Raw genomic sequence first — 14,947 nt, forward strand, 5'->3', positions numbered from 1 at the left:
ATCCATTGCCAGGTTCTTACGGCCGGCAGCGGTCCGGGCCAGTCGGACCGGCGTACGATGATCATGTGCTCGACCGGCGGCTCTCCCTGCATCTGGCGACCCGGTTGGGGCAGTGGCCGGCGGGCCCGGGGCTGCACGTGGTCCGGTCCTATCGCCGCGCCCGCCCGGCCTGGGACGGTCGGCCGCGCCCGGCGGTCGGCGTGACCGCGGGCGACAGCACCGTCCTGTCGGTGCCGCCGCAGCGCGTCGAGGAGGTGCGGGCGCTGGTCCGGGGGCGACCCCTCGGCGAGTGGCTGCCCGCGCTGCCGGCGGCGGTCGGCACGCCGGAACTCACCTCACACTGCGGCGTCTTACGCTGGTGCACCCACCCGGCGCCGCTGCCCGACGTGGGGGAATGGCTGCCGCCGACGATGCCCGGGGCCCCGCCCTGGCTGCACCTGTTCGACGCCGACGTGCTCGTGGTCCGGGACGCCGACGGCGCGTACCTCGCAGGCGTGGGGATCAAGCGGCACGACGCCTACGGGCACGAGCTGGCGGTGGGCACGGTCCCGGCGGCGCGGGGGCGAGGGCTGGCCCGGCGACTTGTCGCGCAGGCGGCCCGGCGGGTGCTGGACGAGGGGCTGATACCCACCTACGTGCACAACGCCGACAACCACGCCTCCGCCCGGGTGGCCGAGGCGGCCGGATTCCCGGACCGGGGTTGGACCTCGTTCGGCGTCTCCCCGCACTGACCGGCGGGCGCGGACCGTGGATCCCGGGCCGGATCCACGGTCCGCTGCCTCCTCCTCCCAGGTCCCGACCCTGGTAACGCTAAGTGCCTGATCGAGTGCGGACAAGGGGTGTGAGCCTGTCTTGTTGCGGACTTGACCTGGGGGAATGCTTGCTGATCGCGATCCGGACGGACGTGACGCAGCGTGCAATCAGTCGGTGAGCCCGAGCACCTGCGCCGCCGCGCGACAGTTGGCGTGACTCGCGCCGTAGGTGGCGACGAAGGCCCGCGCCCCGGCCGGCCGCCAGCCGCCCGGCCAGCCCATCTCCACCACGATCACCGGATGTGTGGCGGCCAGCGCCTCGACCAACTCCCGCGCACCGGGCAGCCGGTGCAGGTGCCGCCCGACCAGCACCACCGGCCGCGCCCCGGCGAGCCGGCGCAGCCGCGCCGGGTCGGTCTCGCCGGCCACCGCGCGGACCTGCTCGACACCGGCCGCCAGGTGCGGGCCCAACCCCCACGGCACCCGCCCCTCGGCGACTGTCGACGTGACGTGCACCTGCACCACGAGCGGTGTGCCAGGCCCCGGAAGGTCGCCCTCGACGCGCACCGCCCGCAGCGCGGCGGCGTAGCCGAGACCGTCGACGGCCGGGGCCGGTGCGTCGGCCGGCCCGGTCCAGGCGGCAAGCGCGGCGGTCCGGCCGGCGGCCTCCTCCACCCGGGCGCGATCAAGCCGGCCGTCACCGAGCGCGGCGACGACTTCGGCGGCGACCAGCTCCACCAGGTCGGCGTCGACCCGGGCGCCGATGCAGAGCAGGTCGGCGCCGGCGGCCAGCGCGCGTACCGCAGCCGGACCCACACCGCCGGCGGCCGACGCCGCGCCCTGCATCTCCAGGGCGTCGGTGACCACCGCGCCGGTGAAGCCGTACTCGGCGCGCAGCAGGTCGTGCAGGACCGCGCGGCTGAACGTGGCCGGACCGTCGCCGGTCAACGCCGGCACCCGGATGTGCGCGGTCATCACGGCCCGGACGCCGGCGTCGACCACCGCGGCGAACGGCGGCAGGTCCCGCTCCCGCAGCACGGCCGGCGACACGTCGACAGTGGGCAACTCGTGGTGCGAGTCGGCGACCGTGGCGCCGTGCCCGGGGAAGTGCTTGGCGCAGGCGGCCACACCTGTCGACTGGAGGCCGGCGACCGCGGCGGCCGAGTGGACCGCCACCCGCCCCGGGTCCGCGCCGAACGAACGGGTGCCGATCACCGGGTTCTCGTCGGCGGTGTTCACGTCGACGGTGGGCGCCAGGTCGAGGGTGAGGCCGAGCGCGGCCAGCTCCGCGCCGATCGCCGCGTACACCGCCCGGGTGAGGCCCGGGTCGTCGACCGCGCCAAGCGCGGCGTTGCCCGGGTACGGGCTGCCGGTGGCATGGGCCAGCCGGGTGACGTCCCCGCCCTCCTCGTCGATCGCCACGATCACGTCCGGGCGGCCGGCGCGCAGCGCCGCCGTGGACGCCGCGAGCTGGGCCGGGTCGTGGACGTTGGTGCCGAACAGGGTGTGCCCGGCGAGCCCGTCGCCGAGCAGGTCGACCGCCCAGTCCGGCGGGACCGGGCCGGGGTACGCGGCAAGCAACGTGCCGAGCGCCAGCCGGCGGAGTCCTGGATCCAGCCCCACTGTGTGTGCCCCTTTCCCTGCCGGATCGTCCGACCTCTGTCGGACCGGCGTGGCCGATACGCTAACGGGCACCCTTCGGCAGGCGTTTCCTGGTGCGAAACCTTACGGAAAATTGAGGACGTTGGCATGAGTGCGACCCGGCTGCCCGGCACCCCCCGACTGTTGCGGGCGCTCAACGACCGCGCGGCGCTGGAGTTGCTGCTCGAGCGCGGGCCGCTGACCCGGGCCCGGATCGGCGAGCTGACCGGGTTGTCCAAGGTCACCGCGTCCCAGCTCGTCGAGCGGCTGGAGGAGCGTGGCCTGGTCGCCCGGGTCGGCGAGCAGGCCGGCGGTCGAGGCCCGAACGCCCAGCTCTACGCGGTGCGCCCGGGCAGCGCGTACGTCGTCGGGGTGGACGTCGGCGCGGAGCGGGTGGTGGCCGCGTGCGCGGACATCACAGGCGTGGTCGCCGGGCGGGTGGAGCAGTCCACCAGGGACACCGACGACCCGGTCGGCGTGGTGCACAACGCCGTCGTCCAGGCGGCCAGCAGCGCCGGTGCGGAGCTGTCCGCGGTCCGGCGCGTCGTGCTCGGCACCCCCGGCCTGGTCGACCCGCAGACCGGCGACATCACGTTCGCGTTCAACCTGCCACGCTGGCACAGCGGCCTGCTCGCCGCGCTCCGCGAGGACCTGGCCACCCCGGTGCTGTTCGAGAACGACGTGAACCTGGCCGCGGTGGCCGAGGCGCAGTCGGGCGCGGCCCAGGGCACCGCCGACTTCGTGCTGGTCTGGGTGGACGCCGGCGTCGGCCTGGCGATCATGCTGGGTGGCCGGCTGCACCACGGCAGCAGCGGCGCGGCCGGCGAGATCGGCTACCTGCCGGTGCCCGGCGTGCCCATCCCGCGCGACGTGTCCCGGCGCGCCAAGCCGGCGTTCCAGCAGCTCGCCGGCGCCGACGCGGTTCGCGCGGTCGCCGCCGAGCACGGCTTCGCCACGGCCGACGCGGCCGAGCAGGGCGTCGCGGCGACCCGGGCCGCCGAGGCCGTACGGGCGGCCATCGCCGCCGGCGCCGCCGGCGGGCCGGTGCTTGACGAGCTGGCCCGCCGGCTGGCGCTCGGCGTGGCGAGCACCTGCGTGGTGCTCGACCCGCCGCTCGTGGTGCTCGCCGGCGCCGTCGGGCGGGCGGGCGGGGCCGCGCTGGCCGAGCGGGTGCAGCGCGAGGTCGCCGCGATCACGCTGGTCCGGCCCCGGGTGGTGACCACGGGGCTGACCGAGGAGCCGATCCTGCGCGGCGCGTTGCGCACCGCGCTCGACGCGGTCCGCGACGAGGTGTTCGGCTCGACGGTCGGCTGACCGCCGCCCGCTCAGATCAGATCGCGGCGGCGGAACACCGCGAACGCGGCGGCCACGAGCGCGGCGGTCAGACCGAGCAGGACCACCAGGCCCGCCGGCCAGCCGAGCGTGTAGGAGCCGTCGCAGAAGCCGGAGATCCCGCCGCCGCAGGCGTTGCCGTCCCAGAACCGCACCTCACCGGTGAGCCACGCCCCCAGATAGCTGGAGAGCATGAACCGGTCCGGGCGGCCGACCTGGAGGATCTGGAACACCAGTCGGGCGCCCAACTCCCACACCACCACGTACGCCGCGACCGTGCCGAGCGCCGCCGAGGTGTGCCGGCCCAGCGTGGCCATGGCGAACCCGAGCGCCGCGGCCAGCAGCACCAGCACCACGCCGCGCGCCCAGACCGCGCCGAGCGACGCCCAGAACTCGCCGCCCATCCGACCGGTCAGCCCGGACGCCTGGCCGATCAGCCAGAACGCCCCGAGGTAGGCCACCGACGCCAGCACGGAGAGCCCCAGCACGCCGCCCAGCAGCGTGCCGAGCTTCGTGGCGAGCACGGTCCGCCGGCGTGGCCGCCACAGCAGCAGGTTGACCACCCCGCCCGAGTTCAGGTCCGCCCCGATGTAGGACGCGCCGACCAGGAACCCGAACAGCGCCAGGAACGCGATCAGGAAGTAGAGCAGCGGCTTGGCCTCCTTGCTGAAGACGAAGACGCCGCTGAGATAGTCGGACGCGGTCGGCAACTGGTCCGCCAGGGCCGGGTCGATCTGGGCGCAGTCCCGCGGCAGGTAGTCGTTCTCGTCCGGGGCGAGCGTGCCCGCCTTGATCCGCAGGCAGCGGTCGAACGTCAGCTCCAGCCGGCGCACCTCCTCGGCGGCCTGCACCTGGGCCCGGCCCAACTCCACAGGCGTCGGCCGGTGCGACCCGCCGAGCGTGGTCACCACAGTCACCGCGAACGCCGCCGCCAGTAACACCACCATGAGCTGCACGAAGCGGCGGGCGGCGAGCCGCTCCAACTCGGCACGGACCAGGTTCACGCGTCCACCTCCCGGCTGTCCCGGACGTCCAGGTCGATCACTCCGTCGTGCGTCGGGGCGCCGTCCACCTGCCGTGGCACCGCCACGTGCTCGTGGTCGCCGGTCAGCTCCAGGAAGACGCTCTCCAGGTCGGGCCGCAGCGGCACCAGCTCGCGCACCCACAACCCCTGCTCGCCGAGCGTGCGGCTGATCACCTCCGCGTCGACCACGCCCGTCACCACCAGGTGGTCGGGGTTGCCGGTCACCGACAGCCCGGCCCGGCCCAGCAGCTCCGCGGCCCGGTCGAGGTCGGCCACCCGCACCTGCCACTGGTGCTCGTCGAAGCCGGCAAGCACCTCGGCCACCGGCCCGTACGCCACCCGCCGACCGCGGCTGACGATCGTCACGTGGTCGCAGATGAGCTGGATCTCGGCGAGGATGTGGCTGGACAGCAGCACGGTCACCCCGGCCTCGGCGAGCGAGCGGGTGAGGTCGCGCATCTCCCGGATGCCGGCCGGGTCCAGCCCGTTCGCCGGCTCGTCCAGGATCAGCAGCTCCGGGCGCTTGAGCAGGGCCGAGGCGACCGCCAGGCGCTGCTTCATACCTAGCGAGTAGCCCTTCACCCGCTCCCCGCCCCGGTCCCGCAGGCCGACCCGCTCCAGCACCTCGTCCACCCGGCTGGTGGGCACGCCGCCGGCCAGGGCCAGCAGCCGCAGCGTCCGGTGCCCGGTGAAGTTACCGAAGAACTGCGGGCTCTCCACGATCGCGCCGACCCGCCCGGCCACCTCGGGCAGTCGCTCGGGCGACCGGACACCAAGCACGTGCATCCAGCCCTGGTCCGGCCGGACCAGCCCGAGCAGGGCCCGCAACGTGGTCGTCTTGCCGGAGCCGTTCGGCCCCAGGAACCCGTGCACCTGGCCCGCCTCGACGAGCATGTGGAAGTCGTCGACGGCGACCCGCCGACCGTGGCGCAGGGTGCGGAACGTCTTGCGGAGACCGGCGATCTCGATGACCGCGCTCATCCGCCCGCCTCCCGGCAGGGGTGGGGCATGGGTGGTCCTTCCGGGGGCGGTGACCAACGACACGGCGCCCCACCCTATGGCGGCGGCGCCGCCCGTGGGGGGCGACGGGCCGGTGCGTGGTTGGATGGGGCGGTGACTGGTGACCTGATCCCCGGCGCCGCCGGCGCCCCCGCACCCTCGACCGTGGACGCGGATCTGGTGGTCAGCCTGGACGGGGTCGGCGTCAGGCGCTCCGGCACGGCGCTTGTGCGCGACGTCGACTGGCGGGTCGAACTGGACGAACGGTGGGTGCTGCTCGGCCCGAACGGCGCCGGCAAGAGCACCCTGCTCAACCTGGCCGCCGGCCGGCTGTACCCGAGTGACGGCGTCGCGCACGTGCTCGGCGAGCGCATCGGCCGCACCGACGTCAACGAGCTGCGTACCCGGATCGGTCTCTCCACCGCCACCCTGGCCGCGCGGATCCCCGCCGACGAGCGCGTCGTCGACGTGGTGGTGACCGCCGCCTGGGCGGTGGTCGGCCGCTTCCGGGAGAGCTACGACCGCACCGACGAGGCGCGGGCCGCCGCGCTGCTGAGCCAGCTCGGCGTCGGTCACCTCGCCGACCGGGGCTACGGCACGCTCTCCGAGGGCGAGCGCAAGCGGGTGCAGATCGCCCGCGCCCTGATGGCCGACCCGGAGCTGCTGCTGCTCGACGAACCCGCCGCCGGGCTCGACCTGGGCGGTCGGGAGGACCTGGTCGCCCGGCTCGCCGAGCTGGCGTACGACCCGGATGCGCCGGCCATCGTGCTTGTCACCCACCACGTCGAGGAGATCCCGCCCGGCTTCACCCACGCGCTGCTGCTGCGCGAGGGCGAGGTGGTGGCGCAGGGCCTGCTCGCCGACGTGCTCACCGCCGACAACCTGTCGAAGACGTTCGGCCTGCCGCTCGTCGTCGCGCGGGCCGGCGAGCGTTGGACCGCGCGGGCGGGCTGACCTCGTCATGCCGCAGACCCGGATCGCCGTCGTCGGCAGCGCCAACATGGACCTGGTCGGCGCCGCCGCCGCGCTGCCCCGGCCGGGCGAGACGGTGCTCGGCAGCGACTTCGTCATGCTCCCCGGCGGCAAGGGCGCCAACCAGGCGGTCGCCGCGGTACGCGCCGGCGCGTCCTGCGTCTTCCTCGGCGCGATCGGCTCGGACTCGTTCGGCGTCACCCTCCGCGCCCGGATCACCGCAGCCGGCGTCGACACCAGTCAACTCCGGGTGGCGTACGGCCCGTCCGGCGTCGCCCTGGTCATGGTGGGCGGCGCGGGGGAGAACGCCATCCTGGTCACCCCCGGCGCGAACGACGCGTTCCTCGGGCTCACCGAGGACGAGCTGGCCGCCGTACGCGAGGCGGACGTGCTCGTCGCGCAGCTTGAGGTGCCGGTCGAGACGGTGACCGAGGCGGCGCTGGCGGCCCGGTCCGCCGGCACCCGGGTGGTGCTCAACGCGGCGCCGGCCCGGCCGCTGCCGGACGAGCTGCTGGCCGCGACCGACCTGCTTGTGGTCAACGAGCCGGAGGCGCAGGCGCTTACCGGTCGCGGCCGGGACGAGCCGGCGGCGCTGCTCGACCTGGTGCCCCGGGCGGTGCTCACGCTCGGCGGCGACGGCGCCTGGTACGTCGACCGCGACCGGGCGGCGGAGCACGTGCCGGCGGTGCCGGTGGACGTGGTCGACTCCACCGCGGCCGGCGACGCCTTCACCGCCGCGCTCGCCGTGGCCTGGGGCGAGGGACGGGAGTTGGCCGAGGCGGTGCGGTGGGCGGCGGCGGCCGGGGCGGCCTGCGTCCGCAAGCTCGGCGCGTCCGTGGCGCTCCCGCAGCGCGCCGAGATCGACGCGCTGTTCGGCAGGTGTTGAGCGCGCTGTTCGCCCGGGTGTTAGGCGGGGGCCCCGCTTAACGCCGCTGGTTAAGCGGGGGCCCCGCCTCTACCGAATGCGTTAAGCGGGGGCCCCGCCTTAACCCTCGGCGCGTTCGCCGCGGCGGCGGAGCATGCCGAGGCCGGGGATGCCGGCCACCGCGAGCTTGAGATCACGGGTGACGTCCAGCAGGTCGTGCAGGTCCGGGCCGACCCGGTCCAGGGTGGCCAGGATCGGCAGCACGTCCGAGGTCAGGTGCTCCTTCAACTTCGGCAACTCGTCGACGAGGCGGATCGCCGCGGTCACCTCCTCCGGGCTGAGCTGCTCGACGAAGCGGGCCGCCATCGGCGCGGCCCGGCGCAGCGTCTCCGCGTACGCCGCCAGCAGCTCGCTCGCGGTGCCGGCCGCCGCGTCGGCGGTGGCCACCGTGCCCGCGGCCCGGGTCGCCACCGTGTCCGCCTCGGCCACCACGCCGGCCGCCGCCCGCGCCACCCGATCGGCCTCGCCGACCACCGTGGCCGCGGCGGCGGAGACCCGCTCCGCCTCGCCGACCACCACCGCCGCCGCGGCGGCCACCTCGGTCGCGGTGTCGATCGCGGTGGTGGCGGCGGCGCTGATCACGCCCACCTCGCGCACCGCGGTCTCCGCGTCGGTGAGCACCCGGTCGGTGCGGTCGAGCGTGCCCTCGATCCGGTCGACCACCCCGTTGATCCGCCGGACCAGCGCCTCCACCTCGTCGAGCACGGCGAAGGCGCGGGCGGGCACGGCGGCGAACGCGGCGGCCGAACCGAGGGCCTGGTCCAGGGCGGAACGGGTGAGGCCGACGACGGCGCCGGGCCGGGGAAGTGGGATCGCCATGCCGACAAGTGTGCGTCGCGCCGGCCACCCGTGCCCGGCGGCGCGGCCCGGCCAGGGTCAGCGCGCGGGCCGGGCCACCCGCAGCGCCCACCAGATCAGCGGCGCCTGCACCGGCACCCGCCCGTAGGCGATCGCCCGTTTCACCGGTCGACGCCGACGCCAGTCCCAGGCCATCTGCGCGTTGGCGGGCAGCACCGCGACGAACAACGCCGCCGCGGCCAGGCCGCCACGTCGTCGGGTCGCCGGGTGCGCCACCGCCGCCGCCACGGCCAGCTCGGCGACGCCGGAGGCGTACGTCCAGAAGCGGGCCGGCCCGGGCAGGACGCGCGGCACGATCGGGTCGTAGAAGCCGGGGCGGACGATGTGGGTGATGCCCGCGGTGGCGAGTAGCCCGGCGAGCGCGACGGCCTCGCCGCGGCGGAAGGTCATCGTCGGTCCCCCTGCTGTTCGACGGCGCGTTGCACGGCCCGGTATATCTGCCCGAACCGTAACGCGTCGGGCGTGCGGACCAGCATCGTCTCCCGCCCGTGCACCTGCACCCACAGCTCGTGCACCCGGTTGCCGCGCTCGTAGGACCGGTCCAGCCAACCGAGCGGCACCTCCAGGTACGGGGTGAGCGCCAGCCCGAACACCACGAACGCGGCCAGGATGATCAAAGCCAGCTTCCAGTTGCCCCGGTCCTGCGCCGCCCAGGCCAGTGAGAGCACGCAGACCAGCGCCACCAGCGGCGGCAGCGACAGCAGCAGGACCAGCACGCCCCGGCCCAGCACCCGACCCCGGACCGCAAGCGTGGTCGCGCCGCGGGCGTGCCACACGTACGTGACGTCGGCGAGCCGGACGACCTGCCCGCCGGCGTGGATGGCCGCCGAGGTGACCTGTACCGCGTCGTCCCGGTAATAGAGGGTCATGAATCAGCCTAACCACCCGTGCGCCACTCACGTCCGCCGCGCGCCACCTCGGCGGAGTGGAGTGGATCATGAGGGCGCCTACGGCCTGCTGCGCGGGCTCGGCCTGCTGCCGGACGAGCCGATCACGTTCTGAGCGGCGGCGGGCGCGTGCTCCATGGCCCGCTGCACCGCGCGGTAGATCTGGCCGAACCGCAGCGCGTCGCGGGTGTGCAGCAGCCGCACCGGGCGGCCCTGCCAGGTCGCCCACATCTCCAACTCCCGGCTGCCCCGCACGTACGAACGGTCCAGGTGTTCGAAGAGCACGTCGGCGAGCGGCCCGACGGCGAGGCCGACGAGCGCGGAGGCGCCGACGATGGCGATGGTGACGGTGAGCGAGCGGTGCAACCAGACGGCGAGCGCGACGCCAAGCGCGGCGGCCACCAGCGGCCCGACCAGCGCCGCGCCGATCGCGCCCCGGCCGGCCAGCACCCGCCAGGAGCGGTCACCCCGCCGGTGCCACACCGTGGTCAGCTCGGCCAGCGGGTAGCTGCGGTCGTCGACCCGCAGGGTGGTGGAGGTGACCTGTGTCGACCGGTCGTCGTAGTAAGTGATCATGAGCACTCCCCGCGTCGGCTCTCACACCGCGATATCTACCCCAACGACGCGGGTCGTAAGGTTGGCACGCGACTTCGACGAGGAAGTGAGGGCACCGTGGGCGAGTTCGTCAGGCTGGAAGTGAAGGACGGCGTCGGCACGATCCGGCTGGACCGGCCGCCGATGAACGCGCTCAACACCCAGGTGCAGGAGGAGTTGCGCGCCGCGGCCGGCGCGGCCACCGCCGACCCCGAGGTCCGCGCGGTCATCGTGTACGGCGGCGAGAAGGTCTTCGCGGCCGGCGCGGACATCAAGGAGATGGCCGACATGTCCTACGTGGACATGGCGGAGCGGGCCGCCGACCTGTCAAGCGCGCTCGGCGCGATCGCCCGCATCCCCAAGCCGGTCGTCGCCGCGATCACCGGGTACGCGCTCGGTGGCGGGTGCGAGCTGGCGCTTGCCTGCGACTGGCGGATCGTGGCCGCCGACGCCAAGCTCGGCCAGCCGGAGATCAAGCTCGGCATCATCCCGGGTGCCGGCGGCACCCAGCGGCTGGCCCGGCTGGTCGGCCCGGCCCGTGCCAAGGATCTGATCATGACCGGGCGGATGGTAGACGCCGAGGAGGCGCTGCGCATCGGCCTGGCCGACCGGGTGGTGCCCGCCGCGGAGGTCTTCGACGCCGCGCTGGCGTACGTGAAGCCGTTCCTGACCGGGCCGGTGCAGGCGCTGCGGGCGGCGAAGGCGGCGGTCGACGGTGGCCTGGACATGGACCTCACCTCGGGCCTGGCCTGGGAGAGCCAGCTCTTCGCGGCGTTGTTCGCCACCGACGACAGGCGTGAGGGCATGGCCGCGTTCGTGGCGAAGCGGAAGCCGGGCTTCACCGGGCGCTGACGCGAGGACTGTTCACATCCGGTCTACCGGCCAGTAGCGTGTGACTCCGGTCGCGCGACGAAGGGGAGTGGCATGACGGAACGGGTCGAGGGGCACGGCGGGGAGCTGGCGCTCGCGGCGCTGCGCGCACACGGCGTACGGGAGATGTTCACGCTCTCCGGCGGGCACGTCTTCCCGCTCTACGACGCCGCGCACAAGGCGGGCTTTCCCCTCTATGACGTCCGGCACGAGCAGACCGCCGTCTTCGCCGCCGAGGCGGTGGCCAAGCTCCAGCGCCGCCCCGGCCTGGCCGTGCTCACCGCCGGCCCCGGCGTCACCAACGGCGTCTCCGGGCTGACCAGCGCGTTCTTCAACGCCTCGCCGGTGCTGGTGATGGGCGGGCGGGCCCCGCAGTTCCGTTGGGGCGCCGGCAGTCTCCAGGAGATGGACCACCTCCCGCTGGTCGCCCCGGTCACCAAGCACGCCGAGACGGTGTTCAGCGCCGACGACATCCCGCGGGCCGTCTCCGCGGCGCTGACCACCGCGCTCACTCCGCACCGCGGCCCGGTCTTCCTCGACTTCCCGCTTGAGGCGGTCTTCTCCGTCGGCGACGCCGACCTGCCGGCGGTCGCCGCGCCCGCCCCGATCGAACCCGACCCGGACGAGGTCGCGAAGGCCGCCGCCCTGATCGCCGGCGCGTCCCGGCCGGTCGTCATCGCCGGCTCCGACGTGTACGCCGGGGACGCCGTCGACGCCCTGCGTGCCGCCGCCGAGTCCCTGCGGGTGCCGGTGTTCACAAACGGGATGGGCCGGGGCGCGCTGCCCCCGACGCACCCGCTCGCCTTCGCGAAGGCCCGCCGGGTCGCGCTGAAGGGCGCCGACGTGGTCGTGGTGATCGGCACGCCGCTCGACTTCCGGCTCTCCTTCGGCGACTTCGGCGACGCCAAGGTCGTGCACGTGGTGGACGCGCCGAGCCAACGCGCCGGGCACGTGCAGCCCGCCGCCGCGCCCGCCGGCGACCTGCGACTGATCCTCGGCGCGTTCGCCGAGCACCCCGGCGACCGGGTCGACCACACCGACTGGATCGCCGAGCTGCGCACCGCGGAGGACGCGGCGAAGGCCCGCGACGCCGAGGAGATGGGCGCCGAGACCGACCCGATCCGGCCGGCCCGGATCTACGGCGAGCTGCGCAAGGTGCTCGCCCCGGACGCCGTCACCATCGGCGACGGCGGCGACTTCGTCTCGTACGCCGGAAAATACCTGGAGCCCGCCCAGCCCGGCACCTGGCTCGACCCCGGCCCGTACGGCTGCCTCGGCACCGGCATGGGCTACGCGATGGGCGCCCGGGTCAGCCACCCGGACCGGCAGATCTGCGTGCTGATGGGCGACGGCGCGGCCGGGTTCTCGCTGATGGACGTGGAGTCCCTGGCCCGGCAGAAGCTGCCGGTGGTGATCGTGGTCGGCAACAACGGCATCTGGGGGCTGGAGAAGCACCCGATGCGCGCCATGTACGGCTACGACGTCGCGGCCGACCTTCAGCCCGGGCTGCGCTACGACAAGGTGGTCGAGGCGCTCGGCGGCGCGGGTGAGACGGTGGAGAAGGCCAGCGACCTCGGGCCGGCCCTGGGCCGCGCCTTCGACTCGGGCGTGCCCTATCTGGTGAACGTGCTTACCGACCCGGCCGACGCGTACCCCCGCTCCTCGAACCTGGCCTGACCGCGACGCCGCCGGGGCCGGCCGCCGGCCGGGTGACCGGCGGCGGGCCCGCGGCGTTCAGACCTCGGGGCGCTCCTGGTCGTCGTCGCGGGAGCGCTTGTCGAGCGAGGCGAGGAAGTCCGGGTCGTCGTCCGGGGCGAGCGGGCGGCGGGCAGGTGCGGCGGGCCCACCGGATGCGGCGCCGGCCGGCCCGGCCGGACGCTCGCGGCCGGCCACGAACCAGGCGATCGAGCCGACAATCGGGAAGAACAGGATGACAAGCACCCAGACCAGCCGGGGCAGCGCCTTGACCTGCCCGTCCTCGGCGGAGAGGCAGCTGATCAGCGCGCAGGCGGCGAGCACGACCTGGGCCAGGAAGAGCAGTACGTAGAGGCGGGCCATGCCCCATGATGGCGCACCGGCGGCGGTCAGTGCACCCTGCCGAGCACGTGCGCCACGCCGAGCAGGGCCAGCCCGACCGCGCCGAGCGCGGTCAGCGGCATCGACAGGCGCGCGAGTCGGCGCGGGCCGGAGCCGGTGGCCCGGCGCCAGTCGGCCGCCAGCACGGCCAGCCAGATCACGACCGCGACCCCGGCCAGCACCGCGTCGACGACACGGCCGGTGAACGCCGGCCGGAGCTGGAGCAGCAGCACCGCGGTCAGGGTGAGCAGGGTGCGCCGCCAGGCCAACCGGGTGCGTTCCGGCTGGAGGCCGGGGTCACCGGCGGTCACGTCGTGCCGCCCAGGCCGCGCACCAGCACGGCGGCCACCAGCAGCAGCGCGCCGACCGCGACGATCAGCGCCAGCACGGCGGGGAAGCGGGACGCCGGCAGTTCCTCGCCGAGCCGGATGGCGCGTTCGGTGCGGGCCCAGTGGTCCACCGCCCGGATCGACACGGCCGCGCCGAGCAGCAGCAGCCCGACGGCGAGCCCTTCGCGCAGGTGGGCCAGGGGCAGCGGGGGCAGGAACTGCGCGGCGGCCAGCCCGCCCGCGACGAGCGCCAACCCGGTACGCAGCCAGGCCAGGAACGTCCGTTCGTTGGCAAGCGAGAAACGGTAGTCCGGCGGGGTGCCGACCGAGCGCAGCTCCCGCGGGTCGAACCAGCGCCTGATCGACTCCCACACGCCGCCGATTATCCGCTTTGCCCCCGGCCTAGCCTGGACGGGTGACTGATCTTGACGCTCGCGTGCTGCGCGAGACCTACGACAGCCAGATCCGCCCGGAGCTGCCGAACCCGGTGCCCGCCGGGGTGACCATCGAGCGGGACGGTCCGCTGTTCCGCGTCCTCGGCCTGGACCAGCGCGGCTTCCTCACCTACCGGACGCTCGGCGGCCTGGCCGGCGCCGAGCTGGACGCGCTCATCGCCCGGCAGGTCGAGGTCTTCCGCGCCCGGGGTGAGGCGGTCGAGTGGAAGCTCGCCGGCCACGACGAGCCGGCCGACCTGGGGGACCGGTTGCGCGCCGCCGGCTTCGTCCCGGAGGACGAGGAGACCGTCGTGGTCGGCCCGGTGGCGCCGCTTGCCGCCGCCGTGCCGGTGCTCCCCGAGGGGGTACGCCTGCGCGAGGTCACCGGCCGGGCGGACCTGGAACGGATCGCCGCCATGGAGCAGGAGGTGTGGCACGAGGACCGCAGTCACCTGGTGACCGGCCTGGAGCGCGAGATCGGGGCCGATCCGCAGTCGATCACCGTCGTGGTGGCGGAGGCCGGGGAGACGGTGGTCAGCGCCGGCTGGGTCCGCTACGAGGGTGACACCGGTTTCGTGAGCCTCTGGGGCGGCTCGACGCTGCCGCAGTGGCGGCGTAAAGGCATCTACCGGGGGCTCGTGGCGTACCGGGCGCGGCTGGCGCAGCAGCGCGGCAGGACACTTGTGCAGGTGGACTGCTCACCTGACAGTCGGCCCATCCTGGAGCGGCTCGGGCTCGTTGCGGTCACCACCTCGACGCCGTACGTCTACACTCCGTGATCATGGACCGGTTGACGGCGGACGAGCAGCTCACCCTCAAGACCGGCGCGTTCGGGGCGGTCTTCCTGGTCTCCAACGCGGTGCCGGGGGTGCTGGGCATGGTGCGGGAGAGCATCGCCGCATCAGGCGCGCTCGCCGACGTGAGCGGCGTGGTCAAGGAGGCGCTCACCACCGGTCCGCTGCCGCAGTTGCCCCGCGACTCCGAGCTGGAGATCGAGTCGGTGGTGCTGCCCGCGCTGGGCCGGGCGGTGGAGATCCTGCGCGCCAAGTCGCCGGGGGACGTCGAGGCGTACCGGTCGGTGGTGCTGGCGGCGGCGGACCGGGTGGCGCAGGCGCACCGGGGCGTGGAGCCGGCCGAGGCGGCGGCGATCGACAAGATCCGGGCGGCCCTGACCGAAGCGGCGTGACGGCGGTCGGGCTACGGTGAGTTGGGTCACTCCGGGGCCCCGGCGAGGCGAAGCTACTTGTGGGTAAC

The 14,947-nt window shown here is 74.7% G+C and carries 17 protein-coding genes and 1 pseudogene; 8 read left to right on the forward strand and 10 right to left on the reverse strand.

Annotation, left to right across the window (positions count from 1 at the left end):
• The first annotated feature begins 65 nt into the window (after window positions 1-65).
• Window positions 66-731 (forward strand): GNAT family N-acetyltransferase, encoded by a 666-nt coding sequence (locus tag SM450_RS03210; protein ID WP_474618118.1) that lies wholly within the window; start codon window positions 66-68, stop codon window positions 729-731.
• Between the two features lie 189 nt (window positions 732-920).
• On the opposite strand, the gene SM450_RS03215 is transcribed toward SM450_RS03210, so the two are convergent.
• Window positions 921-2,375, reverse strand: a complete 1,455-nt coding sequence (locus SM450_RS03215) for a glycoside hydrolase family 3 N-terminal domain-containing protein (protein ID WP_474618119.1) — start codon at window positions 2,373-2,375, stop codon at window positions 921-923.
• A 126-nt stretch (window positions 2,376-2,501) separates the two neighbouring features.
• Between SM450_RS03215 and SM450_RS03220 the strand changes: the two genes are divergently transcribed.
• A complete protein-coding gene (locus SM450_RS03220) occupies window positions 2,502-3,707 on the forward strand; it encodes an ROK family transcriptional regulator (RefSeq protein WP_474618120.1) in 1,206 nt (401 codons plus the stop codon).
• Between the two features lie 11 nt (window positions 3,708-3,718).
• Here the strand turns inward: SM450_RS03220 and SM450_RS03225 are convergent, their stop codons facing one another.
• Window positions 3,719-4,729, reverse strand: coding sequence for an ABC transporter permease subunit (locus SM450_RS03225; RefSeq protein WP_474618121.1), 1,011 nt, complete (start codon window positions 4,727-4,729; stop codon window positions 3,719-3,721).
• Entirely contained in the window at window positions 4,726-5,730 is a 1,005-nt protein-coding gene (locus SM450_RS03230; RefSeq protein ID WP_474618122.1) for an ATP-binding cassette domain-containing protein, read from the reverse strand. The genes SM450_RS03225 and SM450_RS03230 overlap by 4 nt, the downstream gene beginning before the upstream one ends.
• 27 nt (window positions 5,731-5,757) lie before the next feature.
• Here SM450_RS03230 and SM450_RS03235 point away from each other — a divergent pair, with 27 nt between their 5' ends.
• A complete protein-coding gene (locus SM450_RS03235) occupies window positions 5,758-6,702 on the forward strand; it encodes an ABC transporter ATP-binding protein (RefSeq protein WP_474618123.1) in 945 nt (314 codons plus the stop codon).
• A 7-nt stretch (window positions 6,703-6,709) separates the two neighbouring features.
• Entirely contained in the window at window positions 6,710-7,606 is an 897-nt protein-coding gene (locus SM450_RS03240; RefSeq protein WP_474618124.1) for a ribokinase, read from the forward strand.
• A gap of 99 nt (window positions 7,607-7,705) precedes the next feature.
• On the opposite strand, the gene SM450_RS03245 is transcribed toward SM450_RS03240, so the two are convergent.
• From SM450_RS03245 to SM450_RS03260, 4 genes are all read right to left on the reverse strand, one after another.
• Window positions 7,706-8,464, reverse strand: a complete 759-nt coding sequence (locus tag SM450_RS03245) for a hypothetical protein (RefSeq protein WP_474618125.1) — start codon at window positions 8,462-8,464, stop codon at window positions 7,706-7,708.
• A 57-nt stretch (window positions 8,465-8,521) separates the two neighbouring features.
• Window positions 8,522-8,893: a DoxX family protein gene (locus SM450_RS03250; protein ID WP_474618126.1), complete on the reverse strand. Its 372-nt coding sequence runs from the start codon at window positions 8,891-8,893 to the stop codon at window positions 8,522-8,524.
• Window positions 8,890-9,372 carry a DUF6232 family protein gene (locus tag SM450_RS03255; RefSeq protein ID WP_474618127.1) on the reverse strand — a complete coding sequence of 161 codons (483 nt, stop codon included), beginning with the start codon at window positions 9,370-9,372 and terminating at the stop codon, window positions 8,890-8,892. Before SM450_RS03255 ends, SM450_RS03250 begins: the two co-directional genes overlap by 4 nt.
• A gap of 78 nt (window positions 9,373-9,450) precedes the next feature.
• Window positions 9,451-9,966, reverse strand: a complete 516-nt coding sequence (locus SM450_RS03260) for a DUF6232 family protein (protein ID WP_474618128.1) — start codon at window positions 9,964-9,966, stop codon at window positions 9,451-9,453.
• A gap of 96 nt (window positions 9,967-10,062) precedes the next feature.
• Here SM450_RS03260 and SM450_RS03265 point away from each other — a divergent pair, with 96 nt between their 5' ends.
• Together SM450_RS03265 and SM450_RS03270 are read left to right on the forward strand one after the other, a co-directional pair.
• Window positions 10,063-10,836 (forward strand): enoyl-CoA hydratase/isomerase family protein, encoded by a 774-nt coding sequence (locus tag SM450_RS03265; RefSeq protein WP_474618129.1) that lies wholly within the window; start codon window positions 10,063-10,065, stop codon window positions 10,834-10,836.
• Between the two features lie 72 nt (window positions 10,837-10,908).
• The gene (locus SM450_RS03270; protein ID WP_474618130.1) at window positions 10,909-12,531 is read left to right on the forward strand and encodes an acetolactate synthase; all 1,623 of its coding nucleotides are present in this window, start codon (window positions 10,909-10,911) and stop codon (window positions 12,529-12,531) included.
• Window positions 12,532-12,603: 72 nt separating this feature from the next.
• Here SM450_RS03270 and SM450_RS03275 read toward each other — a convergent pair.
• From SM450_RS03275 to SM450_RS03285, 3 genes and pseudogenes are all read right to left on the reverse strand, one after another.
• Window positions 12,604-12,912: pseudogene (locus tag SM450_RS03275) on the reverse strand (PLD nuclease N-terminal domain-containing protein); the annotation flags it as partial.
• A gap of 26 nt (window positions 12,913-12,938) precedes the next feature.
• Window positions 12,939-13,241 carry a DUF202 domain-containing protein gene (locus SM450_RS03280; RefSeq protein ID WP_474618131.1) on the reverse strand — a complete coding sequence of 101 codons (303 nt, stop codon included), beginning with the start codon at window positions 13,239-13,241 and terminating at the stop codon, window positions 12,939-12,941.
• Window positions 13,238-13,633: a YidH family protein gene (locus SM450_RS03285; RefSeq protein ID WP_474618132.1), complete on the reverse strand. Its 396-nt coding sequence runs from the start codon at window positions 13,631-13,633 to the stop codon at window positions 13,238-13,240. The genes SM450_RS03280 and SM450_RS03285 overlap by 4 nt, the downstream gene beginning before the upstream one ends.
• Window positions 13,634-13,674: 41 nt before the next feature.
• Between SM450_RS03285 and SM450_RS03290 the strand changes: the two genes are divergently transcribed.
• Complete coding sequence (locus SM450_RS03290; RefSeq protein ID WP_474618133.1) at window positions 13,675-14,472, forward strand: GNAT family N-acetyltransferase; 798 nt, start codon at window positions 13,675-13,677, stop codon at window positions 14,470-14,472.
• 2 nt (window positions 14,473-14,474) lie between these two features.
• On the forward strand, window positions 14,475-14,879 hold the full coding sequence (locus tag SM450_RS03295; RefSeq protein ID WP_474618134.1) for a hypothetical protein: 405 nt from the start codon (window positions 14,475-14,477) through the stop codon (window positions 14,877-14,879).
• Window positions 14,880-14,947 lie beyond the last annotated feature (68 nt).

The sequence above is a fragment of the Micromonospora marincola genome, from assembly GCF_056150385.1.